This window comes from Pseudomonas sp. FG6 (assembly GCF_057809015.1).
The window spans coordinates 31,698-56,136 of record NZ_JBMDJD010000034.1; the positions used below are offsets into that span (position 1 = coordinate 31,698).

The window sequence follows — 24,439 nt, forward strand, 5'->3', positions numbered from 1 at the left end:
CCTCTCCCCACTGCATCTTGAGCCATGGATCAAGCAGCAACAGATCGCGGCCTTCGGCAGCTTCTACGGGCGCACGAGTCATCCTCCACCGATCGCATCGCCCCCATTGCCTGTTCCAATCCGCCCTCGTTATGCTGCTGAAACCTTTAAGGCAAACACGCTGCCTCGGCCGCACCTGAGCCCTCCCTGAAACCCTGTGCTGATAACGGATCAGATGCGATGAATGCACCGCTAAAAGAGTTTGGCCCGATCAAGGCCGTGATTTTCGACATGGACGGCTTGTTGCTGGACACCGAAGGCATCTACACCGAGGTCACGTCCATCATCGCCGAGCGCTACGGGCGCATGTTCGACTGGAGCGTGAAGCAGAACATCATCGGGCGCGGGGCCACGGACCTGGCCAACTACGTCGTCCAGGCGCTGGAGTTGCCGATCACGCCCGAAGAGTTCCTGGTCATCCGCGAGCCCTTGATGCGCGAGCGTTTTCCCCACGCTTTGGGCATGCCGGGAGCCGAGCAACTGGTGCGCCATCTCAAGGCCCATGACGTTCCGATTGCGGTGGGCACCAGTTCGTCCAGTCACACGTTCGCGCTTAAAACCACCTTGCACCGCGACTGGTTCGCGCAGTTCGACTTCATCGTGACGGCGGATGATCCGGAGGTGGGCGCGGCAAAACCGGCGCCGGATATTTTCCTCACGGCCGCGCGGCGTCTGGGTGTGGCGCCTCGCGATTGCTTGGTGTTCGAGGATTCCCCGTTCGGTGTGACGGCGGCCAAGGCGGCGGGCATGACCGCCATCGCCGTTCCGGACTCGGCCATGGCCGATGAAAAATATGCCCACGCCGACGGGATCATCCGCTCGTTGAAGCTGTTCCAGCCGGGCCTTTGCGGTTTGCCGGAATTGGCGTGGGCTTGAAAAAAGGGCTGCTGTGCAGCCCAGCGGGGATAAATCCCCTCGCCACAGGGAATGGAGCATGACTGGCATTCTAGATGCCGGGATCAGGCGCCAAAACCACCGTCGATGGTCAGGCTGGCACCGGTGATGTAGCCGGCCTCGGGGCCTGCCAGGTAACTGACGAAGCTGGCGATTTCATCGACGTGGCCGTAGCGTCCGACCGCCATCAGCGACATCAGGCTGGAGGCGAAATCGCTGTCGGCCGGGTTCATGTCGGTGTCCACCGGGCCGGGCTGCACATTGTTGACGGTGATGCCGCGTGGCCCCAGGTCACGGGCCAGGCCTTTGGTCAGGCCCACCAGGGCGGATTTGCTCATGGCGTAGGTGGCACCGCCGGCGAAGGGCATGCGGTCGGCGTTGGTGCTGCCGATGTTGATGATGCGACCGCCTTCGTTCATGTGCCGGGCGGCGGCCTGGGTGGCGACGAACACGCTGCGCACGTTGATCGCCAGGGTCTGGTCGAAGTCTTCGAGCTTGAACTCATCCAGCGGGCCCATCGCCAGCACGCCAGCGTTATTGACCAGGATGTCCAACCGGCCAAAGGCGTCGACGGTGGCAGCCACGGCGTTGCGGATGGCGTCGGCGTCGGCGCTGTCGGCCTTGATCGCCAAGGCCTTGCCGCCCGCGGCGGTGATGCTGTTCTGCAGTTCTTCAGACTTGGCGCCCGAGCTGACGTAGGTGAAGGCCACGGCGGCGCCTTCGGCGGCCAGGCGTTTGACGATGGCGGCGCCGATGCCGCGCGAACCGCCTTGGATCAAGGCGACTTTACCGCTCAAGGGTTGAGTGTTCATGGTGTTTTCCAAAAAGTGCCGGGGCGGGATGCCGCGGTTGTTGGACGTGAGTATCAGGTCTTGCCGATGGGCTGTGTAGGCCGCCGTTGATATAGTCTGTGTAAACCAAAAGTATGGAATCTGGCTTATGGAGACGTTCAGTAGTATCGAATGCTTTGTGCGCAGCGCCGAAGTCGGCAGCTTTGCCGAAGCCGCGCGCCGCTTGAGCGTGACTCCGGCGGCGGTGGGTAAAAGCGTCGCCAAGCTGGAAGCGCGGCTGGGCGTGCGCCTGTTCCAGCGTAGCACCCGCAGCCTGACGCTCACCGAAGCCGGGCAATTGTTCCTCAAGGAAGTCAGCACCAGTTTCAACACCATCCAGAACGCCGTCGCCAACCTGGCCAGCGTCGGCGGGCAGCCGGCGGGCACGTTGAAGGTCAGCATGGGCACCGCGTTCGGGCGTTTGTTTGTCGTCCCGCTACTGGGCGAATTTCTGCGGCGGTACCCGGCGATCAACCCGGACTGGCATTTCGACAACCGTCAGGTCGACCTCATCGGCCAAGGTTTCGACGCCGCTATCGGCGGCGGTTTCGAGTTGCCCCTGGGCGTGGTGGCGCGCAAGTTGACGGTGGCCCACCGGGTGCTGGTGGCGTCCGAGGCTTACCTGCGCGATCACCCGGCCGTGACCGAGCCGGAGGACCTGGCCGCGCATCAGGGCATCCTGATCCGCTCGCCACAAACCGGGCGCGTCCGTTCCTGGCAATTGACCAGTCGCGCCCGGCAACACAGCCCGTTGATGCTCAAGACACGCATGACCATGAGCGACTCGGAAGCCGACTGCGCCGCCGCAGTCCAAGGGCTGGGCATCGGCCTGGTGAGCATGCCGATCGCCGTTCCCTATCTGGAATCCGGTGCGTTGCTGCGGGTGCTGCCGGACTGGTACGTCGACGACGGCAACATTTCCATCTACTACGCCGAGCACAAACTGCTGCCGGGCAAGACCCGGGCGTTCGTGGATTTCATCATTGAACAGTTTGCCGAGCAGGGGTTAGCGCGGCGGTTCAGTGCGGTTTGAGCCTGGCTCCAGACCGAGTGATGGCATTCGCGAGCAAGCCCGCTCCCACAGGGATATGTGGCGATCACACAATGTGAGTTCGCTGCACTGCGCGCTGTGGGAGCGGGCTTGCTCGCGAAGGGGCCAGCGGGGTCTAAACCTGTGAACTCACCGCCCAAACCGCCCCGGCCAACCGATGATGGTCTTGGGCCGAGGCGTCGCGTAGGTGCGCACTTTCGAGGTGGACAGCCCCAGTCGTACCAGCGATTCAGCGATGGTCACCGCCGCTGTCACCCCATCGACCACCGGCACCCCGGTGCGCTGGCGGATCTGTTCATCGAGCCCGGCCATGCCGCCGCAGCCCAGGCAAATAACCTCGGCCTTGTCCTGGCTGACGGCCTGTTCGGCCTGTTGCACGATGGCTTCCACCGCCCGTTGCGGGTCTTGTTCCAGTTCTAGCACCGCCAGGCCGCTGGCCCGTACCGACGCGCAGCGGTCGAACAGGCCGGAGAGCTTGAGGCGGTCTTCGATCAGCGGCACGGTGCGGTCCAGGGTGGTGACCACCGAATAGGCGTGACCGAGGAACATGGCCGTGCTGGCGCCCGCGTCGGTGATGTCCACCACCGGTACGTTCAGCAGTTCCTGCAGGCCCTCGCGGCCGTGCTCCCCGTAGCCGGCCTGGATCACCGCGTCGAACGGTTGGTCGTAGGACATCACCCGGTCCATCACCGCCAGGGCGGCCAGGTAGCTTTCGAAATTGCCTTCAACGGAGTCGGCGCCGAAATACGGCGTGAGCCCGACGATCTCGGTGCCCGGTGCGGCCACGGCCTGGGCCTGCCGGGCGATGGCCTGGGTGATGGAGTCGGTGGTGTTGACGTTGACCACGAGAATTCGCATGAGCGGTTTCCTTAACGCATAGAAGTAAGCGGCCCACACCGGGCGGGCCGTTTTGAACAATCAATGACTGACGTTATCCACCGCGATGGACTCACCGCTGACGTCTTCGTAATACGGCTGGCGCTTGGCGACGATCAGGTACAACAACCCGGCGATCGACGCGCCGATAAGCCAGGAGAACGGTGACACGCTGTCGAAACCGGGCACCAGCGCCAGGACGATGGCGATCAGCGCGGCCGGAATGAACGCCACCAACGCGCGCAGGTTGACCCCGTTGCTGTAGTAGTACGCCCCGTCGGGGTCTTCGCTGTACAACTGCGGCACGTTGATGCGGCCTTTTCGCAGCAGCCAGTAGTCGACCATGATCACGCCGTACAACGGCCCAAGCAGGGCGCCGAGGCCGGAGAGGAAATACACGATCACCAGCGGGCTGTTATAGAGGTTCCATGGCAGGATCAGCACGGCGATGCCTGCGCTGATCAGGCCGGCGCGGCGGAAGGTCAGGTACTTGGGCGCCAGGTTGCTGAGCACGAAGGCCGGGGCGACGAAGTTGGCCATGATGTTCACCGCGACAGTGACGATCAGGAAGGCCAGGCAGCCGAGCACCAGGAAGAAGGTGTTGGGGATCGAGGCGATGACTTGCGTCGGGCTTTCGATGATTTGCCCGTTGATCTGGAACTGCGCGCCGCAGAGCAGGACGGTAATCGCGGCGAACACCAGGATGTTCACTGGCAAGCCCCAGAAATTACCGACGACGATGGTCTTGCGGCACGGCGAGGAGCGGGCGAAGTCGCAGAAGTTGAGCACCAGGGTGCCGTAGATCGCCAGCCACAACGCGCCGCCGGCGAAGATATTGCGCCACATCGGGCCACCGGTCAGGGGCTCGTGGATCGACCAGGCAATGGTTGCGCCGGCCTGGGTGTACATCCACACGGCGAGGGCCGCGACGGTCACCAGGATCACCGGGCCGGCGAAACCTTCGTAGCGCCGCACGGTTTCCATGCCATAGGCCAGGATCACCAGTTGCACGAACCAGATCGCCACGAAACACACCCAGCCCAGGCTCGACAGGCCCAGGATCGAGTCGTGATCGTAATCGGCGAAGCCCGGGTGAATCGCTGTCAGCAGCACCCGCAACACCACGGACGCCAGGTAAGTCTGGATACCGAACCAGGCAATGGCGATGACGGCCCTGATCAGCGCCGGAATTTGCGCCCCGTGGATGCCGAAACTGATCCGGCTGATCACCGGAAACGGCACCCCGGTCTTCTGGCCCATGAAGCCGGACAAGTTCATGAAGCCATACACCAGCGCCGCCCCGATCCCCAGGGACAGTAGGATCTGCCAGCCCCCCAGGCCCAGGGCGTACAGGCCGATGGCGAAGGAATAGTTGGCAATGTTGTGCACATCGTTAGTCCACAACGCAAAGATGCTGTAGCGACCCCAGCGGCGACCTTCGGCCTTGGTCGGCGCCAGGTCTTGGTTGTGCAACCTTGGGCTCAAGGTCTGTCGCGTTGTTTCGTCAAGCGGTGTGGTGGGAGAGGGCAGATCCAGCGCGATGTTATTAGAGAGACTTGTACGCATTCCGGCAGGCTCCTGATTCTCGGGGCCGCGATGACTGTGCATGAGCGCGAGGCTCGACAAATCTTCGTCGCGGCGGGTGAGCATCATTGGTTATGGGGCATCTGCAGCCTGTACGGGATAGGGCGCTTCAGGCTGTCGGATCTAAAGTGTGTGTATGTTTTGTTATGTTTGTATACAAAACACGAGTCGACTCAAGCCAGAACTGTGCCACTTATCGATCTATCGACGACATGGCTAATTTCGTTTTGTTATGTGTTTTGAGTAACTGACTGAAAATAAAGCTTTATAAATTGACCGTTTGAACAGGTATTTATTTTTTGCGCCGGGGCGGGGAAGAGAGAGGCGGGCGGGAGAGGCGAAGCGGTGTAACTTTTCAGGGCGTCAGCGGCAGGGAGTGCACACAAAAATGCCACCTGAGGTGACATTTTTGTGTACAGGTGTGCGGCGAGGAATTACACGGATTTGGTTTTTGCGATGATATTGCCGGCGTGAAGCCCGCATTCTTTCTGCGTGGCTTCTTCCCACCACCAGCGCCCTTCGCGCTCGTGCTGGTTAGGCAGCACCGGACGGGTGCAGGGTTCGCAGCCAATGCTGATGAAACCGCGCTCATGCAGGCTGTTGTACGGCAGCTCCAGCATGCGGATGTAACCCCAGATCTCCTCGCTGGTCATCTGTGCCAACGGGTTGAATTTGTACAGGGTGCGTTCCGGGGTGGAAAACGCGGTATCGATCTCCAGCACGGCCACCTGGCTGCGGGTGCCGGGGCTCTGGTCGCGGCGCTGGCCGGTGGCCCAGGCGCGGACATCACTCAGCTTGCGGCGCAGCGGCTCGATCTTGCGAATACCGCAGCATTCGCCATGGCCGTCCTTGTAGAAGCTGAACAAGCCTTTTTCCTTCACGAACGGTTCGAGTTTCGTATGGTCCGGCGAGACCAGTTCGATGTCGATCTTGTAGTGCTCGCGCACCTGATCGATGAAGCGATAGGTCTCCGGGTGCAGGCGGCCGGTGTCGAGGCTGAACACTTTGACGTTCTTGTTCAGTTTCCAGGCCATGTCCACCAGCACCACGTCTTCGGCACCGCTGAAGGATATCCACAGGTCATCGCCGAATTCGGCGAAGGCCAGCTTGAGGATGTCCTGGGCGGACTTGTTGGCATAGGTGGTGGCGAGTTCCACAACGTCAAACGATGGCTTCATCAGGGCGGCTTCCTACAGGTCGGTGGCGCTGGGCGCTCTATATAGGACCGATGGTAACAAATGCTGTCGGGGCTGGCGCGCCCCTGTGCGTTGCGTGGACGCAAGCGAATGGCTAGAGTCGGCAAGCTCTTGTTCGAACAATCGATAAACATCAAAAGAAGGGGAGTGTGCTGTGGAAATTGCCTGTCTGGACCTCGAAGGTGTGCTGGTCCCGGAGATCTGGATCGCCTTCGCTGAAAAAACCGGGATTCAGTCCCTCAGGGCCACCACTCGGGACATTCCCGACTACGACGTGCTGATGAAGCAGCGGTTGCGCGTCCTCGACGAGCACGGCCTCAAGCTCTCCGACATCCAGGAAGTGATCGCCACCCTCAAGCCGCTGGACGGCGCCATCGAATTCGTCGATTGGCTGCGCGAGCGCTTCCAGGTGGTGATCCTGTCCGACACCTTCTACGAATTTTCCCAGCCGCTGATGCGCCAACTGGGCTTCCCGACGTTGCTCTGCCATCGCCTGGTTACCGACGACAGCGGGCGGGTGACCGGCTATCAACTGCGTCAGAAAGATCCCAAGCGCCAGTCGGTCCTGGCCTTCAAGAGCCTGTATTACCGGGTGATCGCGGCGGGGGATTCCTACAACGACACCACGATGCTGGGCGAAGCCGATGCCGGGATCCTGTTCCATGCGCCGGACAATGTGATCCGCGAGTTCCCGCAATTCCCGGCGGTGCACAGCTTTGCCGAGCTCAAGCAGGCATTCATCAAGGCTTCGAACCGCAACCTGAGCCTGTAAACCCAGCCCGCTCCCACAAGGGGGGGATGTGTTATTCATGACGGGGTTACAGGCTCTGCAAGGTCTCCAACAGTACCTTCACCTTGGTAATCGACTCCTGATACTCGGCCGCCCAATCCGAGTCCGCGACAATCCCGCCGCCCCCCCAGCAGCACACTTGCCCGTCCTTGACCAACAGGCTGCGGATGGCGATGGAGCTGTCCATTTCCCCGCGCACGTCCAGGTACAGCAACGAGCCGCAATAGAGCCCGCGCCGGGTCGGTTCGAGTTCGTCGATGATCTGCATGGCGCGGATTTTCGGCGCGCCGGTGATCGAGCCGCCGGGAAAACTGCCGGCGATCAGGTCCAGGGCATCCTTGTCGTCGGCCAGTTCGCCGGTCACGCTGCTGACCAGGTGATGCACGTTCGGGTAGCTTTCCAGGCTGAACAGCTCCGGCACGCGCACTGAGCCGATGCGGCAGGTGCGCCCCAGGTCGTTGCGCAGCAGGTCGACGATCATCAGGTTCTCGGCGCGGTCCTTGCGGCTGGCCAGCAGCTCGGCGGCGTGGGCCGCATCTTCGTCGGGCGTGACGCCACGGGGCCGGGTGCCCTTGATGGGCCGGGTTTCCACGTGGCCTTGGCTGACCTTGACGAAGCGTTCCGGCGACAGGCTCAACACCGCGCCGCCGTCCGGCAGGCTCTGGAAACCGGAAAACGGCGTCGGGCACGCCGCCCGCAGGGCCAGGTAAGCGGCCCAGGCGTCGCCCTGGCAAGGTGCGCGGAAGCGTTGGGCGAAGTTGACCTGGTAGCAGTCACCGGCCTGGATGTAGGCCTGGATGCGCTCGAACGCCTGTCGATAGGCGTCGGTGCTGAGGTCGGGCGTCATGGGGCCGGCGAGGCTGAACGTGCCAGCAGGCGCGGCAATGGCCGGGCTGAACAGGGCGATCAGGCGCTGGCGTTCGCTTTCGCCGCAATGGGGGTGGAACACCAGTTGGCTGGTGCCGGCCTGGTGGTCGGTGACCAGTGCCCAGTCGTACACACCGAAACGCGCGTCGGGCATTTGCAGGTCGTCCACGGCGTGGGACGGCAGCGCTTCGAGGTGTCGGCCAAAGTCGTAGCTCAGGTAGCCGATCAGGCCACCGGCGAAGGGCAATTGCACCGTGGCAGGCAGTGCCGCTTCACCCAGCTGTGTCAGTTGGTTGCGCAAACGTTGCAGGAAAGCGCCGCCGCGCTCGTTCGGCAGTACCGCCAGTTGCTCCAGCGGCCAGGCGCTGAGCAGGTCGTAGCGACCGCGTTCGGCACTCGGGCGGCCACTGTCGAGCAGCACGCTGCCGGGGGCATGGCGGATCGCCGCGAAGTACTCGGCGGGGTTGGCGCGGTAGGGCAGTGGGTGTACGGAACAGGTTGGCATGGGCGGGGCGGGTCAGCCGTTCAGGCGGGGGGAGCGATTGTAATCCCCTGTAGGATTTGCTCCTAGAGGGATGTCGGTATTGCACACGTCCGAAAGCTCAATGGACCCGTGGCGAGGGAGCTTGCTCCCGCTGGGTTGCGAAGCGACCCCCTAGGGCAGTTGAGTGGGATCAATCTGATACACCGAGTTGTCGGGCTTTAGGGTTGCTGCGCAACCCAGCGGGAACAAGCTCCCTCGCCACAAGGGTTCAACCTTCAGCCTCAACCCTCAACCGGCGGAATATGCCCAAACAGCTCCTGGGCAAACGCCACGCGCTCTTGCACGGTTTCGACGACACCCCGGGCCTTGAGTTTTTCCAGGTGGGCTTCCACTGCATGGGTGCGCAGGGTCAGGCCGCAGTCGTTGGCGATCTGGATGTTAAGCCCCGGGCGCGCGTTGAGTTCCAGGATCAATGGGCCTTTTTCCTGGTCCAGCACCATGTCCACGCCGATGTAGCCCAGCCCGCACAGTTCATGGCAACCGGCGGCCAGTTTCATGAAACCGTCCCAGTAGGGCAGTTGCACACCGTCCACCGCGTTGGTGGTGTCGGGGTGCTTGGCGATGATGTTGTTCAGCCAGGTGCCGCGCAGGGTCAGGCCGGTGGCGAGGTCCACGCCCACGCCGATGGCGCCCTGGTGCAGGTTGGCCTTGCCGCCGGACTGGCGCGTCGGCAAGCGCAGCATGGCCATCACCGGATAGCCCATCAGCACGATGATACGGATGTCCGGCACGCCTTCGTAGCTGATGCTCTTGAAGATCTGGTCCGGCACGACTCGGTATTCGATCAGCGCCCGGTCACGGTGCCCGCCCAGGGAATACAGGCCGGTGAGGATACTGGAGACGTGGTGCTCGATTTCCTCATGGCTGATGATCTTGCCGGACACCGTGCGATAACGGCCCTCGAAACGATCGGCGATGACGATGATACCGTCGCCGCCAGCGCCCTGGGCCGGCTTGATCACGAAGTCGGTGCGCCCGCCGATGATCTCGTCGAGCTTGTCGATTTCCTTCTCGGTGGAGATCACCCCGTACAGTTCCGGCACGTGGATGCCGGCGGCGATGGCCCGTTCCTTGGTGATGATCTTGTCATCGACGATGGGGTACAGGCTGCGCTTGTTGTACTTGAGCACGTAGTCGGCGTTACGCCGGTTGATGCCCATGATGCCCCGGGCTTCCAGGGCCTTCCAGGTCTTCCAGAGGCCGAACATCAGGAGTCAGCCTTGAGGAAGGCCTTGAACCGCACCAGCTCGGTCAGGCGGTAGCCGCGATAGCGACCCATGGCCAGCATGAAGCCCACCAGGATCAGCAGGATGGCCGGGAAGGTGAACACGAAGTACACCAGTTCCGGCACGCTCATGATCAGGTGCGCCAGGGACGCGGCGAACAGCGTGCCGATGGCGACTTTCATCGCATGGCCGGCGCCGCGCTCTTCCCAGGTGATCGACAGGCGTTCGATGGTCATGGTCAGGATCACCATCGGGAACAGGGCCACCGACAGGCCGCGCTCCAGGCCCAGCTTGTGGCTGAACAGGCTGATGGCGGCAATCAGCACGACGACGAACGTCAGGACCACCGAAAGCCTCGGCAGCATCTGCAACTTGAGGTGTTCGAGGTAGGAGCGCAGCGACAGGCCGAGCGTGGTGATCAGCGTGAACAGGATGATGCCGAAGCCCAGTTGGGTCTCGCGAAAAGCCAGGGCGATCAGCACCGGGGTGAAGGTGCCCAGGGTCTGCAGGCCGATCAGGTTGCGCAGGATCAGGATCACCAGCACGCCGATCGGGATCATCACCATGATCATGAAGGTCTGCTGGGTTTGCAGCGGCAGGCCGTAGAGCGAGTATTCGAGGAAGTTGGCGTCGGTGTTCTCGTCCGTCAGCTTGGCCAGGCGAATGGCGTTCATTTCGCTGTTGTTCATGCTGAAGGTCACGGTGGCTTTCTTGCCGCCATCGACGGTGATCAGGTTTTCATCGCCGGTCCACCACAGCAGGCGGTCGGTGGGCAGGCCCTGTTCGCCAGTGTCCGGGTTGAAGTACAGCCAGTCGTTGCCGTTGAAACTGCGCAGCCACAGTTCAGGCGTCTGCGGTTGATCGGCCACCAGGCGGATGGTGTGGACCTTTTCCACCGGCACGTGGGCGATGGACAGCACCAGTTCGACGATTCGGGCCTTGTTGACCGAAGAAGGGTCGCCGGCCAGCAACAGCTTGACGTTGTCGTCATTGAGGTTGTTGACCCGCTTGATCGCTTCGCTGATGAACGTTTCGACGTCGGCCGAATGTTGGCGGATGGGCGCGAGCAGGGCTTCGGCGGCCAGCTTTTCAGGGCCTTCGACGGCGATGCTGTCGCGGAAGGTCGGGCCCTTGATCTTGGTTTTTTCGGCGCTGTAGCGCTTGGTCAGCACCAGGCGGTAGTACAGCGTCTGGTTGCCCTTGGCCCGACGGGCCGACCAGGTCACCTTGCGGTTGCCGTCGACCCGGTTGACCGCCACCCCGTAGTTATTGGAAATGAAGCTCTCGTTGAGGCTGACATAGTCGCGGCTCAGGGGCGGCACGAACATCTGGATCTTCACCGGATCCTTGGCGTTGGGTACGAATTCGACCTTGGCGTCGATGTTCCACAAGTCGTCGGTGGCGTCTTCGGTCACTGGAATGCCGAGCACGAAAATCTGATAGGCCGTCACCGACAGGCCCAGCACCACCAGGATGGCGATCAGTATTTTCAAATGGAGGGTAAGCGAGCGCATTGGAATTACTCTGCGATTTGAGCGGCATTGGCGCAGGCGGGTTTGCCAGCAGCGTATTTAAGACTGGGGTCGACCAGCGCGTCGAAGCGCTTGAGCGCCTCGGAGCCGATCAGCAACGGGTATTGGAAGGCGCTGCGGTCGGTCAGGTTCACTTCGATGCTGCGCAGGGCCGAGCCCATGCAGATGTCCAGTTCGATGACCGGCCGGGCCGTGTATTTCTTGCCTTCTTCCGGGTCGTAGTCGCCGGCGCGGCGCTTGATCTTGCTGACACGGGCGAGGGGGCGTTCGATGGGGTGCGAATGGGCGGCGTCGATGGCCAGGTAGAACCGCACCCAGGATTCGCCATTGCGCTTGAAACGCTTGATGTCCCGGGCGCTGAGTGAGGCGGTCTTGGCACCGGTATCGAGCTTGGCGGCGACCTCCAGGTCGATGCCCTGCAAGGTGGCGTATTCGTTGAGACCGTACACGGTTTTTTCACCCGCCGCGGCAAGCCCCGGCAGGCACATGAAATAAAAAGCAGCAGATAAGGGCTTGAGTGTCATAGATCCTGGTGCGCAGCGTTCCGTGTATCGGGTCGGGCCCTGGCATTACTGCACAAGCTCCTTCGATGGCCTTCTCCATGCCCTATAAAAAGAACGAGCAGGAGAGCAGCCAATATAGCGGCGGCATTCTAGCACGGTGGTTTTCTGGCGCCAGCGCTGGCCGGGCGCTATCGAGGGTGGGGGACAGCCGGTTATTACTGCGCCCTCTATTAGACGATTGTCGACAATATCGTTTTTTGCTTTGACGTATCGCTGGCTATTGGTTAGTTTTTGCCATATTGATTTTCAAGGTGTCGACAATATGCTCGATCAGCTCGAAACCCCGGTGATGGCCCAGGACGACTCGGAGACCCTGTCCGAGAACGTCTTCCGGCGTATCCAGGCCGCCATCGTCAAGGGCGAGATTGCCCCCGGCAGCAAGATCTCCGAGCCCGAGCTGGCCCGCACCTATGGCATCAGCCGTGGGCCGCTGCGCGAGGCGATCCATCGCCTGGAAGGTCAGCGCCTGCTGGTGCGCGTGCCCCACGTCGGTGCCCGCGTGGTGTCGCTGAGCCACGCCGAGCTGCTGGAACTCTACGAAATCCGCGAATCCCTCGAAGGCATGGCCTGCCGCCTGGCGGCCGAGCGCATGAGCGTGGAAGAAATCGACGAGTTGCGCCAAGTGCTGGAAACCCACGAGCGTGATGCGGCGTTCCAGGCCGGTGTCGGCTATTACCAGCAGGAAGGCGATTTCGATTTCCACTACCGGATCATCCAGGGCAGCGGCAACCGCACCCTGACGCAAATGCTCTGCGGCGAGTTGTACCAACTGGTGCGCATGTACCGCATCCAGTTTTCCACCACGCCCAACCGTCCGCGCCAGGCCTTTGCCGAGCACCACCGGATTCTCGACGCCATCGCCGACCGTGACGGCGAACTGGCCGAATTATTGATGCGCCGGCACATCGGCGCCTCCAAACGCAACATCGCGCGTCATTACCAGGACAGCGCCACCACTGAACGAGGTGAGTCATGAGTTCCAGCAAGAGCACGCCAGGCCAGCGCTTCCGCGACGCGGTCGCCACCGAGCACCCGCTGCAAGTGGTGGGCACCATCAACGCCAACCATGCGTTGTTGGCCAAGCGCGCCGGTTTCAAGGCGATCTACCTGTCGGGTGGCGGTGTGGCGGCCGGTTCCCTCGGCGTGCCGGACCTGGGCATTACCGGCCTGGATGACGTGCTCACCGACGTGCGCCGCATCACCGATGTCTGTGACCTGCCGCTGCTGGTGGACGTGGACACTGGTTTCGGTTCCTCGGCGTTCAACGTGGCGCGCACGGTCAAGTCGATGAGCAAGTTCGGTGCGGCGGCCATTCATATCGAGGACCAGGTCGGCGCCAAGCGTTGCGGTCACCGGCCGAACAAGGAAATCGTCTCGCAGCAGGAGATGGTCGACCGCATCAAGGCGGCCGTCGATGCGCGCACCGATGACAGTTTCGTGATCATGGCCCGCACCGATGCCCTGGCTGTGGAAGGCCTGGAGTCGGCCCTGGACCGCGCCGCCGCCTGCATCGAGGCCGGTGCCGACATGATTTTCCCGGAAGCCATCACCGAGCTTGAGATGTACAAGCTGTTCGCCAACCGTGTGAAAGCGCCGATCCTGGCCAACATCACCGAATTCGGCGCGACCCCGCTGTACACCACCGAACAGCTGGCCGGTGCCGACGTGTCGCTGGTGCTGTACCCGCTGTCGGCCTTCCGCGCCATGAACAAGGCAGCCGAGAACGTCTACACCGCGATCCGCCGCGACGGTACGCAACAGAATGTCATCGACACCATGCAGACCCGCATGGAGCTTTACGATCGCATCGACTACCACACCTTCGAGCAGAAGCTCGATGCGTTGTTCGCGGCGAAGAAGTAAGGCGCGACTCCCCCTACAAATTCAAGAAATGGAGACAAGCAAATGGCCGAAGCAAAAGTACTCAGTGGCGCCGGGCTCCGTGGCCAGGTGGCCGGGCAGACCGCATTGTCCACCGTAGGCCAGTCGGGCGCCGGCCTGACCTATCGCGGCTACGACGTTCGCGATCTGGCGGCGGATGCTCAATTTGAAGAAGTGGCCTACCTGCTGCTGTACGGCGAGCTGCCGACCCAGGCCCAGCTGGACGCCTACATCGGCAAGCTGCGCCAACTGCGGGACTTGCCCCAGGCCCTGAAGGAAGTGCTGGAGCGCATCCCCGCCGACGCCCATCCGATGGACGTGATGCGCACCGGCTGCTCGTTCCTGGGCAACCTGGAGCCCGAAGAGGATTTTTCCCAGCAGCACGACAAGACCGACCGCCTGCTGGCCGCGTTCCCCGCGATCATGTGCTACTGGTATCGCTTCAGCCATGAAGGCCTGCGCATCGACTGCGTCAGCGACGAGCCTTCCATCGGCGGCCACTTCCTGCACCTGCTGCATGGCAAGAAGCCGAGCGAGCTGCACGTCAAGGTGATGAACGTGTCGCTGATCCTCTACGCCGAGCACGAATTCAACGCCTCGACCTTCACCGCCCGCGTCTGTGCCTCGACCTTGTCGGACCTGTTCTCCTGCATCACCGCGGCCATCGGCTCGTTGCGCGGCCCACTGCACGGCGGCGCCAACGAAGCGGCGATGGAAATGATCGAGCGTTTCAGCTCACCCCAGGAGGCCATCGACGGCACCCTCGGCATGCTGGCGCGCAAGGACAAGATCATGGGCTTCGGCCACGCGATCTATAAGGACAACGACCCGCGCAACGAGGTGATCAAGGGCTGGTCGAAGAAACTCGCCGCTGAAGTCGGCGACACGGTGCTGTTCCCGGTCTCCGAAGCCATCGACAAGACCATGTGGGAGCAGAAGAAGCTATTCCCCAACGCCGATTTCTACCATGCCTCGGCGTACCACTTCATGGGCATCCCGACCAAGTTGTTCACGCCGATCTTCGTCTGCTCGCGCCTGACCGGCTGGGCCGCCCACGTGTTCGAACAACGCGCCAACAACCGCATCATCCGTCCGAGCGCCGAATACACCGGCGTCGAACAGCGCAAGTTCGTGCCGATCGAACGCCGCTGAATGGGAGGGGCTTGGCGTAACCACTGAAGAAACCGAAAAACCCTGTGGGAGCGGCGGTGCGGCGATCCCACAGGGGCCCGAGTTGACTTCAAGGGTTGCGCGCCCCTCCTGAAACCACCGTGACCTGAGTCCTGACGATGAACACAGAATTTCGCAAACCGCTGCCCGGCACTTCGCTGGATTATTTCGACGTTCGCGGGGCCGTGGAGGCCATCCGTCCCGGCGCCTACGACGGCCTGCCGTACACCTCCCGCGTGCTGGCGGAAAACCTGGTGCGCCGCTGCGAGCCGGCGACACTGGGCGAGTCGCTGCTGCAACTGATCGAGCGCAAGCGTGACCTGGACTTCCCCTGGTTCCCGGCGCGGGTGGTGTGCCATGACATCCTCGGCCAGACCGCCCTGGTGGACCTGGCTGGTTTACGCGACGCCATTGCCCAGCAGGGCGGCGACCCGGCGCAGGTTAACCCGGTGGTGCCGACCCAGTTGATCGTCGACCACTCCCTGGCGGTGGAAAGCGCAGGCTTCGATCCCCAGGCGTTCGCCAAGAACCGCGCCATCGAAGACCGGCGCAACGAAGACCGTTTCCATTTCATCAACTGGACCAAGAAGGCCTTCAAGAACGTCGACGTGATCCCGCCGGGCAACGGGATCATGCACCAGATCAACCTGGAAAAAATGTCCCCGGTGATCCAGCAGCGCGACGGCGTGGCGTTCCCCGACACCTGCGTGGGCACCGACAGCCACACGCCCCATGTCGACGCCCTGGGGGTGATCGCCATCGGCGTCGGTGGCCTGGAAGCCGAGAGCGTGATGCTCGGCCGTGCCTCGTGGATGCGCCTGCCGGAAATTGTCGGTGTCGAGCTGACCGGCAAGCTGCAACCGGGCATCACCGCCACCGACATGGTGCTGGCGCTGACCGAATTCCTGCGCAAGCAAAAAGTCGTCGGCGCCTGGCTGGAGTTCTTCGGCGAAGGCGCCCGCGCCCTGACCCTCGGCGACCGCGCGACCATCTCCAACATGGCCCCGGAATACGGCGCCACGGCGGCGATGTTCTACATCGACCAACAGACCATCGATTACCTGAAACTCACCGGCCGCGAAGATGCGCAAGTGCAGTTGGTGGAAACCTACGCCAAGCAGGTGGGCCTGTGGGCCGACAGCCTCAAGGGCGCCCAGTACGAGCGCGGCCTGACCTTCGACCTGTCGTCGGTGGTGCGCAACATGGCCGGCCCGAGCAACCCGCACGCCCGTGTCGCGGTGTCGGACCTGGCGGCCAAGGGCATCTCCGGTCAGTGGGACGATGTGCCGGGGCAAATGCCTGACGGCGCGGTGATCATCGCCGCCATCACCAGTTGCACCAACACCAGCAACCCGCGCAACGTGATCGCCGCCGGCTTGCTGGCGCGCAACGCCAACCGCCTGGGCCTGGCCCGCAAGCCGTGGGTCAAGTCGTCGCTGGCACCGGGTTCGAAAACCGTGGCGCTGTACCTCGACGAGGCCGGCCTGACGCCTGAGCTTGAGCAATTGGGCTTCGGCGTGGTGGCCTTCGCCTGCACCACCTGCAACGGGATGTCCGGTGCGCTGGACCCGGTGATCCAACAGGAAATCGTCGACCGCGACCTCTATGCCACCGCCGTGTTGTCGGGCAACCGCAACTTCGACGGTCGTATCCACCCGTACGCCAAGCAGGCATTCCTCGCATCGCCGCCGCTGGTGGTCGCTTATGCCATCGCCGGGACCATTCGCTTCGACATCGAGAAGGATGTGCTGGGCGTGGTGGACGGTCGGGAAATCCGCCTCAAGGACATCTGGCCGAGCGACGAGGAAATCGAAGCCGTGGTCAAGGCCGCGGTGAAACCGGAACAGTTCCGCCAGGTGTACATCCCGATGTTCGCCATCCAGGAAGACACCGGGCCGAAAGTGACGCCGCTGTACGACTGGCGCCCACAAAGCACCTATATCCGTCGCCCGCCGTATTGGGAAGGCGCGTTGGCCGGCGCGCGGCCGCTCAAGGGCATGCGTCCGCTGGCGGTGCTGCCGGACAACATCACCACCGATCACCTGTCGCCGTCCAACGCCATCATGCTCGACAGCGCTGCAGGTGAGTACCTGGCGAAAATGGGCCTGCCGGAAGAGGACTTCAACTCCTACGCGACGCACCGGGGCGACCACCTGACCGCGCAGCGTGCCACCTTCGCCAACCCGAAACTGTTCAACGAAATGGTCCAGGAAAACGGCAAGGTCAAGCAGGGTTCACTGGCCCGGGTCGAGCCGGAAGGCAAGGTCATGCGCATGTGGGAGGCCATCGAGACCTACATGGAGCGCAAGCAGCCGTTGATCATCGTCGCGGGCGCCGACTACGGCCAGGGCTCGTCGCGGGACTGGGCGGCCAAGGGCGTGCGCCTGGCCGGTGTCGAGGCCATCGTCGCCGAAGGGTTCGAGCGCATCCACCGCACCAACCTGGTGGGCATGGGCGTGCTGCCGCTGGAGTTCAAGCCCGGTACCGACCGCAAGACCCTGGGCATCGACGGTAGCGAGGTCTATGACGTGATCGGCGAACGCACGCCACGGGCGACGCTGACCCTGGTCATCACCCGCCAGAACGGCGAGCGCGTCGAAGTGCCGGTGACCTGCCGCCTCGACACCGCCGAAGAAGTGTCGATCTACGAGGCCGGTGGCGTGTTGCAGCGCTTTGCCCAGGACTTCCTCGAATCGGCGGTTGCCGTTTAAACCTCTGCGCGCGGCCAAAGGAACCTGAGTCCTTTGGCCGCCGGCTTCAATGGAGCAAGCACACATGGCTCACTCGCCTCAAATCAAGATCCCCGCGACTTACATGCGGGGCGGCACCAGCAAAGGCGTGTTCTTCAGCCTGCAAGAGCTGCCCGAAGCGGCCCGCGTTCCCGGCGCCGCGCGCGATGCGCTGTTGCTGCGGGTGATCGGCAGCCCCGACCCCTACGAGAAGCAGATCGATGGCATGGGCGGCGCGACGTCTAGCACCAGCAAGACCGTGATCCTGTCCAAGAGCACCCGGGCCGACCATGACGTGGATTACCTGTTCGGCCAGGTCTCCATCGACAAGCCCTTCGTGGACTGGAGCGGCAACTGCGGCAACCTGTCGGCGGCGGTGGGCTCGTTTGCCATCAGCAGCGGCTTGGTGGACGCTGCTCGCATCCCGCAGAACGGCGTGGCCGTGGTGCGGATCTGGCAGGCCAACATCGGCAAGACCATCATCGCCCATGTGCCGATCACCGAGGGCGCGGTACAGGAAACCGGTGACTTCGAACTCGACGGTGTGACCTTTCCGGCGGCCGAAGTGCAATTGGAATTCATGGACCCGGCAGCGGACGAAGAGGGCGGTGGCGGCTCGATGTTCCCCACCGGCAACCTGGTGGATGATCTTGAAGTGCCGGGCGTGGGTACGCTCAAGGCGACCTTGATCAACGCGGGTATCCCGACGATTTTCATCAATGCCCGGGACGTCGGCTACACCGGCACCGAGTTGCAGGGCGCGATCAATGGTGATCCCAAGGCCCTGGCGATGTTCGAAACCATCCGTGCCCACGGCGCCTTGCGCATGGGGCTGATCAAGCACCTGGACGAAGCTGCCCAGCGCCAGCACACGCCGAAAGTGGCGTTCGTCGCCGCGCCGGCGGATTACATTTCATCCAGCGGCAAGGCCGTGGCGGCCAAGGACGTCGACCTGCTGGTGCGGGCGCTGTCCATGGGCAAGCTGCACCACGCGATGATGGGCACCGCCGCCGTCGCCATCGGCACGGCCGCCGCGATTTCCGGCACGCTGGTCAATCTCGCGGCCGGCGGCACCGAGCGCAACGCCGTACGCTTCGGCCACCCCTCCGGCACCTTGCGCGTCGGCGCCGAGGCCAGCCAGGTCAACGGCGAATGGACCGTGAACAAAGCCATCATGAGCCGCAGCGCTCGGGTGTTGATGGAAGGGTTCGTGCGGGTGCCGGGAGAAGTCCTGAATTGAGTTGAACCCTGTGGGAGCGAGCCTGCTCGCGATGGCGGTGGTGCAGCCAACGCAACTGTTGAAGGTGCCGGCTTCATCGTCGGAACGTCGCCCGGAGCCGGCTCGCCCACAGGTCAGCCTCCTGTCGGAGATGATCAGCCCTGCTGCTGGAACATCTCCCTGGCCCGCTGCTCGATCTGATCCTGGCTCAGGTCCTCCTTGTGCGTCGCCAGGAACCACACATGCCCGAACGGATCCTTGAGGGTCCCGGTACGATCACCGTAGAACTGGTCCTTGACCTCGGAGATCACCGTGCCGCCGGCGGCAATGGCCTGGGCATAGGCGCGATCCACGTCCTCCACGTATAGATGCAGGCCGACCGATGGCGATGAGTCCGGGTTCTTCAGCGGGCCTTGATCGCACGGTGTGCCGAGCATGATCGGATAACCGTTGATCCGCAGTTCGGCATGCCCCACGCCGCCATCGGGCATGGCCAGGCGCATGACTTCGGTGGCATTGAAGGCTTTTTTGTAGAAATCGATGGCTTCGGCAGCTTTTTGAATGCCCAGGTAAGGCGTGATGTTCTGGAAACCCTCGGGAATGGCTTTGACGCCCATGACGTTTCTCCTTGTTGTTATGGGAGGAAGAGGCTCTTCGTCCATTTGCGTCCTCCACTATAGGCCTGCAAGCCTGGAGGGGCGCCCGTCCCGACGAACGTCTTGACGGCGGGGCGGCGCTTCAACGCAGCGAAAGGGGCGAGCAGGGCTTCTGGTGGCTGATCCGCAAAGGTAATAGCCACTATCGAGAGGGTTGATTTCTGCTGCGCAGGGCCGGGGCGTAGCCTTTGTTCATCGCCCAACGCTAGAAACCCGGACACTCGCCATGAACCGTACCCTTGCTGTTTTGCTGCTGGCCGCCCTCTTGAGTGGTTGTGCCGCTTCGTCTCCGGAGCTGCGTCCCTACACGGCTGACGAAACCAGGGAGCTGGCTCTTGAAGCCTTGAACCGCAGGGGCCTGTCGTTCGATGAGTACCATGCGAAAAAAGCCGAACTGCTTGGCACCGCGCAAAAAAACACGGTGTTCGACGAGCAGGGCCAGATGAGTGCCGAGCAGGTCGCGCAGCAGCCGGGCCGGTCAAGCTGAGGGACTGTACTGCTCGAAGTTTCGCCTGACTGTTCATAGGTTTGGACGGGGACGTGGGGTAGGGTCATGGCTTGACTGACCGCCCGATGGATTAGACCCGCCATGACCCTCTCTGTTGACCTGCTGCTGGGCTTCGCCCTGTTTGCCCTCGTGACGTCGATCACGCCCGGTCCCAACAACACCATGTTGCTGGCTTCCGGCGTCAATTTCGGTTTCAACCGCACCATTCCACACATGCTGGGTATCACCTGCGGCTTCTTTTTCCTGGTGCTGGCGGTGGGCTTTGGCCTGGGCGCGATGTTCCAGACCTATCCGTTGCTGTACACCGTCCTGCGTTATTTGGGCGCGGCGTACCTGCTGTACCTGGCGTGGAAAATTGCCCGATCTGGTCCGGTCTCGGAAAACCAGGCGGGGAAAAGCACACCGATCACCTATTGGGGCGCGGCCGCATTCCAATGGGTCAACCCCAAGGCCTGGATCATGGCCATCGGTGCCATCAGCACCTACACGCCGCTTCAAGGCTATTTCTTCAATGTGGTGGTGATCGCGGCGGTGTTTGCCTTGATCAACCTGCCGAGTGTGAGCGTGTGGGTGGTGTGCGGCAGCCTGTTGCGCAGCTTGTTGCGTGATCGCCGCTGGCTGCGGGTGTTCAACTGGGGCATGGCGTTGCTGTTGGTTGCCTCGCTCTATCCGTTGTTGCTCGAAAGCCTCGGTTGAGGGCTGAGCTTCGATGCGATGCCTGCTAAGCTCGCGGAATAACTGATAAGCAGGAGAAACGATGAGCACCGAGCCTTTGATTCACGGAGTGATTCCCCAGCGCCTGGCGCACATCCGCGAACGGATGCGCCGGGAGGGCGTGCATGCGTTGCTGGTGCCATCGGCTGACCCGCACCTGTCGGAATACTTGCCGGGGTATTGGCAAGGGCGGCAATGGCTGTCGGGCTTCCATGGCTCGGTGGGCACGCTGATCGTGACCGGCGATTTCGCCGGGATCTGGGCCGACAGCCGCTACTGGGAGCAGGCCACCAAGGAGCTCGACGGCAGTGGCATCGAGCTGGTTAAACTGATTCCGGGCCAGCCTGGTCCACTGGATTGGCTGGCCGAGCAGACACCTGAAGGCGCAGTGGTAGCGGTCGACGGTGCCGTCATGGCCGTGGCATCGGCCCGTACCCTTGGCACCCGGCTCGAGGAACGCGGCGCGCGATTGCGTACCGACATCGACCTGCTGAAGGAGGTCTGGACCGATCGCCCAAGCTTGCCCGATCAACCGGTGTACGCACACTTGCCACCCCAGGCGACCGTCAGCCGTGTCGAGAAGCTGTCCATGCTGCGCCAATCCCTGAAGGAGCGCGGTGCCGACTGGCATTTCATCGCGACCCTGGATGACATCGCCTGGCTGTTCAACCTGCGTGGCGCGGACGTGTCGTTCAATCCGGTGTTTGTCTCCTTCGCCTTGATCAATCAGCAGCAGGCGACGCTGTTCGTGGCGCTGGACAAGGTTGATGCGTCACTGCGTGCCGCTCTTGAGCAAGACGGCGTGAGCGTGCGTGACTACAGCGAGGCGGCCAGTGCGCTGCGGGAGGTGCCCGGCGGTGCGAGCCTGCAGATCGATCCAGCCCGGGTTACTGTTGGTTTGTTGGATAACCTGGGCAGTGACGTAAAGCTGATCGAGGGGCTTAACCCGACGACGCTGGCTAAGTCGCGAAAAAGCCTGGCCGACGCCGAACATATCCGTCGTGCGATGGAGCAGGACGGGGCCGCGCTTTGTGAGTTCTTTGCCTGGCTGGAAAGTGCCTGGGCGCGCGAGCGCATTACCGAGCTGACGATCGATGAGCACCTGACCGCAGCCCGTACTCGCCGGCCGGATTTTGTTTCCTTGAGCTTCAATACCATTGCCGCGTTCAACGCCAATGGCGCCATGCCCCATTACCACGCGACGCCAGAGGCCCACGCCGTCATCGAAGGAGACGGTTTGTTGCTGATCGATTCCGGCGGCCAGTACTTGGGTGGCACCACTGACATCACCCGCATGGTGCCGGTGGGAACTCCAACTGCTGAGCAGAAACGCGATTGCACCCGCGTACTCAAGGGCGTGATCGCCTTATCCCGCGCCAAATTCCCACGGGGCATTCTCTCGCCGTTGCTCGATGCCATCGCCCGTGCGCCGATCTGGGCCGAGCAGGTGGATTACGGTCATGGCACCGGTCATGGCGTTGGCTATTTCCTCAACGTCCATGAAGGCCCGCAGGTGATTGCCTATCAAGCCGCTGCCGCACCACAAACCGCCATGCAGCCTGGAATGATCACCTCCATCGAGCCGGGCACTTATCGTCCGGGCCGCTGGGGCGTGCGCATCGAGAACCTGGTGTTGAACCGTGAAGCGGGGAACAGTGAGTTTGGTGAGTTCCTTGAGTTCGAAACCCTAACCCTATGCCCGATCGACACCCGCTGCCTGGAGGCTTCGCTGCTGACCCGGGAAGAAAAAGACTGGTTCAACGCCTACCACGCTGAGGTCCGGCGCCGATTGAGCCCATTGCTGGCGGGCGAGGCCTTGCAATGGTTGAACGAGCGGACAACTGCCATCTAACCCGTTGCGGGTTTGGGGGCAAGGTACAGAAATAGTCAGCGGGGATCGCCCGCTGACTATTTGCAGATGACGATCATACTGCGGCTGGTGTAGCCCGCAGGATTGAGTCCGAAGGGGTAGTCTCCGGGTTCCTCAACGGAGTCTCCGGATTTTGCGATCACCTTGTAGCCCTTGGGAGCGCATGAGTTGGCCGCGCTGGCCGCGCACTGACCCCATGAGGAGGACAAACCGGAGCAGTCGATGTGCAAGCCTTTTTTGCCACGCTTGACTTCAGTTTTCGTTGTCGCCGCACAACCCGCCACTGCCAGCACGACGACCAATAGCAAAATTCGTTTCATTCCCGTCCTTATAATCGCCGCAAATCTGATGTCCACGTACGATTGTGCTCGCTCTTGCTTGAAGCGTTCATGACGTCCTGTATGAAAAAATCCATGTCTGACATTAGGTTACCGGCCTAAACATGGCCTAAATGCGGGGCAAATGCCAGAGCTACGTTAAATCCTGTCTCAATCTGCCGGGACGACCGGCTTTGCACGGGTATTCATCGTCAGTGTTGCGCCGACCGACGCCAGGATGATGCAGGCAATGGCGGCCCATTGGGCCAGGGACAGGTATTCCTGAAGGAACACCAGCCCCGACAAGGCGCCGAACGCCGGTTCGATGCTCATCAGGGTGCCGAAGGTTCGGGCCGGCATGCGAGTCAGGGCGATCATCTCCAGGGTGTAGGGCAGGGCGGTGGAGAGGATCGCGACGCCAATGGCGATTGGAATGAGGCTCGGTGTAAGCAGCGCGGAGCCCGCATGGATGAGGCCTATCGGTGCGACGAACAGGGCGGCGATCATGACGCCCAGCGCGGCGGTCTGCACACCATTGTCCGCGCCGGCCTTCTGCCCGAACAGGATGTAGAGTGCCCAGCAGACACCGGCGCCCAGCGCATACCCCGTTCCGATCAAGTCAATGCCCGCATGGGTTGCGCCGGTCGGTATCAACAGCAGCAGCCCGACCACGGCCAAGGCGATCCACAGGAAATCGATGGCCCGGCGTGAGGCATAGATCGCTACCGCGAGAGGGCCGGTGAATTCCAGTGCAACGGCAATCCCCAGCGGAACGGTGCGTAACGACATATAGAAGAGAAAGTTCATGCCGCCCAGTGCCATCCCGTAGACGATCACCGTGCGCAGGGATTGGGCTGTGAGCTTGGCGCGCCAGGGACGCAGCAATATCAGCATGATGATGCTGGCGAAAATCAGCCGTAGCGTCGTGGTTCCCTGAGCCCCGATGACCGGGAACATGCTTTTGGCGAGGGAGGCTCCGGATTGAATGGATGCCATGGCTATTAGAATCAGGGCAACCGGGAATAAGGTGGACGCCAGGTTGCGAGGTGAGGCTGTCATTGCGGGAAGTCATCCAGAGAAGAGCAAAAGGAGCAGGTGTGAGCAATATACTGCGCACTTTGCGTTGCAGCGTCTATATATCAGCCGGATTTAAACCCTGAAGGCAGGCTATGGATAGAAAATTCAAATTAGGGGTTGACGGCAGATTCTGGATCTCTATAATTCGCCCCACTTCCGGCGCAGTCGAAGCGGAAAACTCCTTGAGATTCAATGAGTTAAGTAGGTTTCGGTGGTGCGGGCTTCAATTCATCGAAGTCCGGAAGCGCTGAAAAAGAGGTGTTGACAGCAGCGGGTAACGCTGTAGAATTCGCCTCCCGCTGACGA

General features: G+C 62.3%; 22 protein-coding genes. 11 read left to right on the top strand and 11 right to left on the bottom strand.

Features of this window, described 5'->3' with window-relative positions; genetic code table 11:
* The first annotated feature begins 219 nt into the window (after nucleotides 1-219).
* A complete protein-coding gene (locus ACODSJ_RS20010) occupies nucleotides 220-915 on the top strand; it encodes an HAD-IA family hydrolase (protein ID WP_489103373.1) in 696 nt (231 codons plus the stop codon).
* An 83-nt stretch (nucleotides 916-998) separates the two neighbouring features.
* Here the strand turns inward: ACODSJ_RS20010 and ACODSJ_RS20015 are convergent, their stop codons facing one another.
* Nucleotides 999-1,745: a 3-oxoacyl-ACP reductase family protein gene (locus tag ACODSJ_RS20015; protein ID WP_489103374.1), complete on the bottom strand. Its 747-nt coding sequence runs from the start codon at nucleotides 1,743-1,745 to the stop codon at nucleotides 999-1,001.
* A 127-nt stretch (nucleotides 1,746-1,872) separates the two neighbouring features.
* Here ACODSJ_RS20015 and ACODSJ_RS20020 point away from each other — a divergent pair, with 127 nt between their 5' ends.
* Nucleotides 1,873-2,796 carry a LysR family transcriptional regulator gene (locus ACODSJ_RS20020; protein WP_489103375.1) on the top strand — a complete coding sequence of 308 codons (924 nt, stop codon included), beginning with the start codon at nucleotides 1,873-1,875 and terminating at the stop codon, nucleotides 2,794-2,796.
* Between the two features lie 147 nt (nucleotides 2,797-2,943).
* Here the strand turns inward: ACODSJ_RS20020 and ACODSJ_RS20025 are convergent, their stop codons facing one another.
* The 3 genes from ACODSJ_RS20025 to ACODSJ_RS20035 form a co-directional block, all read right to left on the bottom strand.
* On the bottom strand, nucleotides 2,944-3,672 hold the full coding sequence (locus ACODSJ_RS20025) for an aspartate/glutamate racemase family protein (RefSeq protein WP_489103376.1): 729 nt from the start codon (nucleotides 3,670-3,672) through the stop codon (nucleotides 2,944-2,946).
* A gap of 60 nt (nucleotides 3,673-3,732) precedes the next feature.
* Nucleotides 3,733-5,256, bottom strand: a complete 1,524-nt coding sequence (locus ACODSJ_RS20030) for an NCS1 family nucleobase:cation symporter-1 (protein WP_489103377.1) — start codon at nucleotides 5,254-5,256, stop codon at nucleotides 3,733-3,735.
* 452 nt (nucleotides 5,257-5,708) lie between these two features.
* Nucleotides 5,709-6,452: a phosphoadenylyl-sulfate reductase gene (locus ACODSJ_RS20035; protein ID WP_489103378.1), complete on the bottom strand. Its 744-nt coding sequence runs from the start codon at nucleotides 6,450-6,452 to the stop codon at nucleotides 5,709-5,711.
* Nucleotides 6,453-6,624: 172 nt separating this feature from the next.
* Between ACODSJ_RS20035 and thrH the strand changes: the two genes are divergently transcribed.
* Complete coding sequence (thrH, locus tag ACODSJ_RS20040; protein WP_489103379.1) at nucleotides 6,625-7,242, top strand: bifunctional phosphoserine phosphatase/homoserine phosphotransferase ThrH; 618 nt, start codon at nucleotides 6,625-6,627, stop codon at nucleotides 7,240-7,242.
* Nucleotides 7,243-7,288: 46 nt separating this feature from the next.
* On the opposite strand, the gene pabB is transcribed toward thrH, so the two are convergent.
* The 4 genes from pabB to rloA form a co-directional block, all read right to left on the bottom strand.
* Nucleotides 7,289-8,632, bottom strand: a complete 1,344-nt coding sequence (pabB, locus tag ACODSJ_RS20045) for an aminodeoxychorismate synthase component I (RefSeq protein WP_489103380.1) — start codon at nucleotides 8,630-8,632, stop codon at nucleotides 7,289-7,291.
* 260 nt (nucleotides 8,633-8,892) lie between these two features.
* Nucleotides 8,893-9,879: an alpha-L-glutamate ligase-like protein gene (locus ACODSJ_RS20050; protein ID WP_489103381.1), complete on the bottom strand. Its 987-nt coding sequence runs from the start codon at nucleotides 9,877-9,879 to the stop codon at nucleotides 8,893-8,895.
* Nucleotides 9,879-11,411 carry an osmotic stress tolerance membrane protein RloB gene (rloB, locus tag ACODSJ_RS20055; protein ID WP_489103382.1) on the bottom strand — a complete coding sequence of 511 codons (1,533 nt, stop codon included), beginning with the start codon at nucleotides 11,409-11,411 and terminating at the stop codon, nucleotides 9,879-9,881. The genes ACODSJ_RS20050 and rloB overlap by 1 nt, the downstream gene beginning before the upstream one ends.
* A gap of 5 nt (nucleotides 11,412-11,416) precedes the next feature.
* Entirely contained in the window at nucleotides 11,417-11,953 is a 537-nt protein-coding gene (rloA, locus tag ACODSJ_RS20060; protein ID WP_489103383.1) for a retropepsin-like aspartic peptidase RloA, read from the bottom strand.
* A 301-nt stretch (nucleotides 11,954-12,254) separates the two neighbouring features.
* Here rloA and ACODSJ_RS20065 point away from each other — a divergent pair, with 301 nt between their 5' ends.
* From ACODSJ_RS20065 to prpF, 5 genes are all read left to right on the top strand, one after another.
* Nucleotides 12,255-12,968, top strand: a complete 714-nt coding sequence (locus ACODSJ_RS20065) for a GntR family transcriptional regulator (protein ID WP_489103384.1) — start codon at nucleotides 12,255-12,257, stop codon at nucleotides 12,966-12,968.
* Complete coding sequence (gene prpB, locus ACODSJ_RS20070) at nucleotides 12,965-13,855, top strand: methylisocitrate lyase (RefSeq protein ID WP_489103385.1); 891 nt, start codon at nucleotides 12,965-12,967, stop codon at nucleotides 13,853-13,855. The genes ACODSJ_RS20065 and prpB overlap by 4 nt, the downstream gene beginning before the upstream one ends.
* Nucleotides 13,856-13,897: 42 nt before the next feature.
* Nucleotides 13,898-15,025, top strand: a complete 1,128-nt coding sequence (gene prpC / locus ACODSJ_RS20075) for a bifunctional 2-methylcitrate synthase/citrate synthase (RefSeq protein ID WP_489103386.1) — start codon at nucleotides 13,898-13,900, stop codon at nucleotides 15,023-15,025.
* 137 nt (nucleotides 15,026-15,162) lie between these two features.
* Nucleotides 15,163-17,754 (top strand): Fe/S-dependent 2-methylisocitrate dehydratase AcnD, encoded by a 2,592-nt coding sequence (gene acnD / locus ACODSJ_RS20080; RefSeq protein ID WP_489103387.1) that lies wholly within the window; start codon nucleotides 15,163-15,165, stop codon nucleotides 17,752-17,754.
* A gap of 64 nt (nucleotides 17,755-17,818) precedes the next feature.
* A complete protein-coding gene (gene prpF / locus ACODSJ_RS20085) occupies nucleotides 17,819-19,012 on the top strand; it encodes a 2-methylaconitate cis-trans isomerase PrpF (RefSeq protein ID WP_489103388.1) in 1,194 nt (397 codons plus the stop codon).
* Between the two features lie 134 nt (nucleotides 19,013-19,146).
* Here prpF and ACODSJ_RS20090 read toward each other — a convergent pair whose 3' ends face one another.
* Nucleotides 19,147-19,608 carry a VOC family protein gene (locus ACODSJ_RS20090; RefSeq protein ID WP_489103389.1) on the bottom strand — a complete coding sequence of 154 codons (462 nt, stop codon included), beginning with the start codon at nucleotides 19,606-19,608 and terminating at the stop codon, nucleotides 19,147-19,149.
* A 265-nt stretch (nucleotides 19,609-19,873) separates the two neighbouring features.
* Here ACODSJ_RS20090 and ACODSJ_RS20095 point away from each other — a divergent pair, with 265 nt between their 5' ends.
* The 3 genes from ACODSJ_RS20095 to ACODSJ_RS20105 all read left to right on the top strand — a co-directional run bounded on the left by ACODSJ_RS20095 (nucleotide 19,874) and on the right by ACODSJ_RS20105 (nucleotide 22,721).
* The gene (locus tag ACODSJ_RS20095; RefSeq protein WP_489103390.1) at nucleotides 19,874-20,134 is read left to right on the top strand and encodes a hypothetical protein; all 261 of its coding nucleotides are present in this window, start codon (nucleotides 19,874-19,876) and stop codon (nucleotides 20,132-20,134) included.
* A 102-nt stretch (nucleotides 20,135-20,236) separates the two neighbouring features.
* On the top strand, nucleotides 20,237-20,851 hold the full coding sequence (locus ACODSJ_RS20100) for a LysE family translocator (protein ID WP_489103391.1): 615 nt from the start codon (nucleotides 20,237-20,239) through the stop codon (nucleotides 20,849-20,851).
* A gap of 61 nt (nucleotides 20,852-20,912) precedes the next feature.
* Nucleotides 20,913-22,721 carry an aminopeptidase P family protein gene (locus ACODSJ_RS20105; protein ID WP_489103392.1) on the top strand — a complete coding sequence of 603 codons (1,809 nt, stop codon included), beginning with the start codon at nucleotides 20,913-20,915 and terminating at the stop codon, nucleotides 22,719-22,721.
* Between the two features lie 56 nt (nucleotides 22,722-22,777).
* On the opposite strand, the gene ACODSJ_RS20110 is transcribed toward ACODSJ_RS20105, so the two are convergent.
* Both ACODSJ_RS20110 and rhtA read right to left on the bottom strand, forming a co-directional pair.
* Nucleotides 22,778-23,059, bottom strand: a complete 282-nt coding sequence (locus tag ACODSJ_RS20110) for a hypothetical protein (protein ID WP_489103393.1) — start codon at nucleotides 23,057-23,059, stop codon at nucleotides 22,778-22,780.
* Between the two features lie 168 nt (nucleotides 23,060-23,227).
* Nucleotides 23,228-24,115 carry a threonine/homoserine exporter RhtA gene (rhtA, locus tag ACODSJ_RS20115; RefSeq protein ID WP_489103394.1) on the bottom strand — a complete coding sequence of 296 codons (888 nt, stop codon included), beginning with the start codon at nucleotides 24,113-24,115 and terminating at the stop codon, nucleotides 23,228-23,230.
* Nucleotides 24,116-24,439 lie beyond the last annotated feature (324 nt).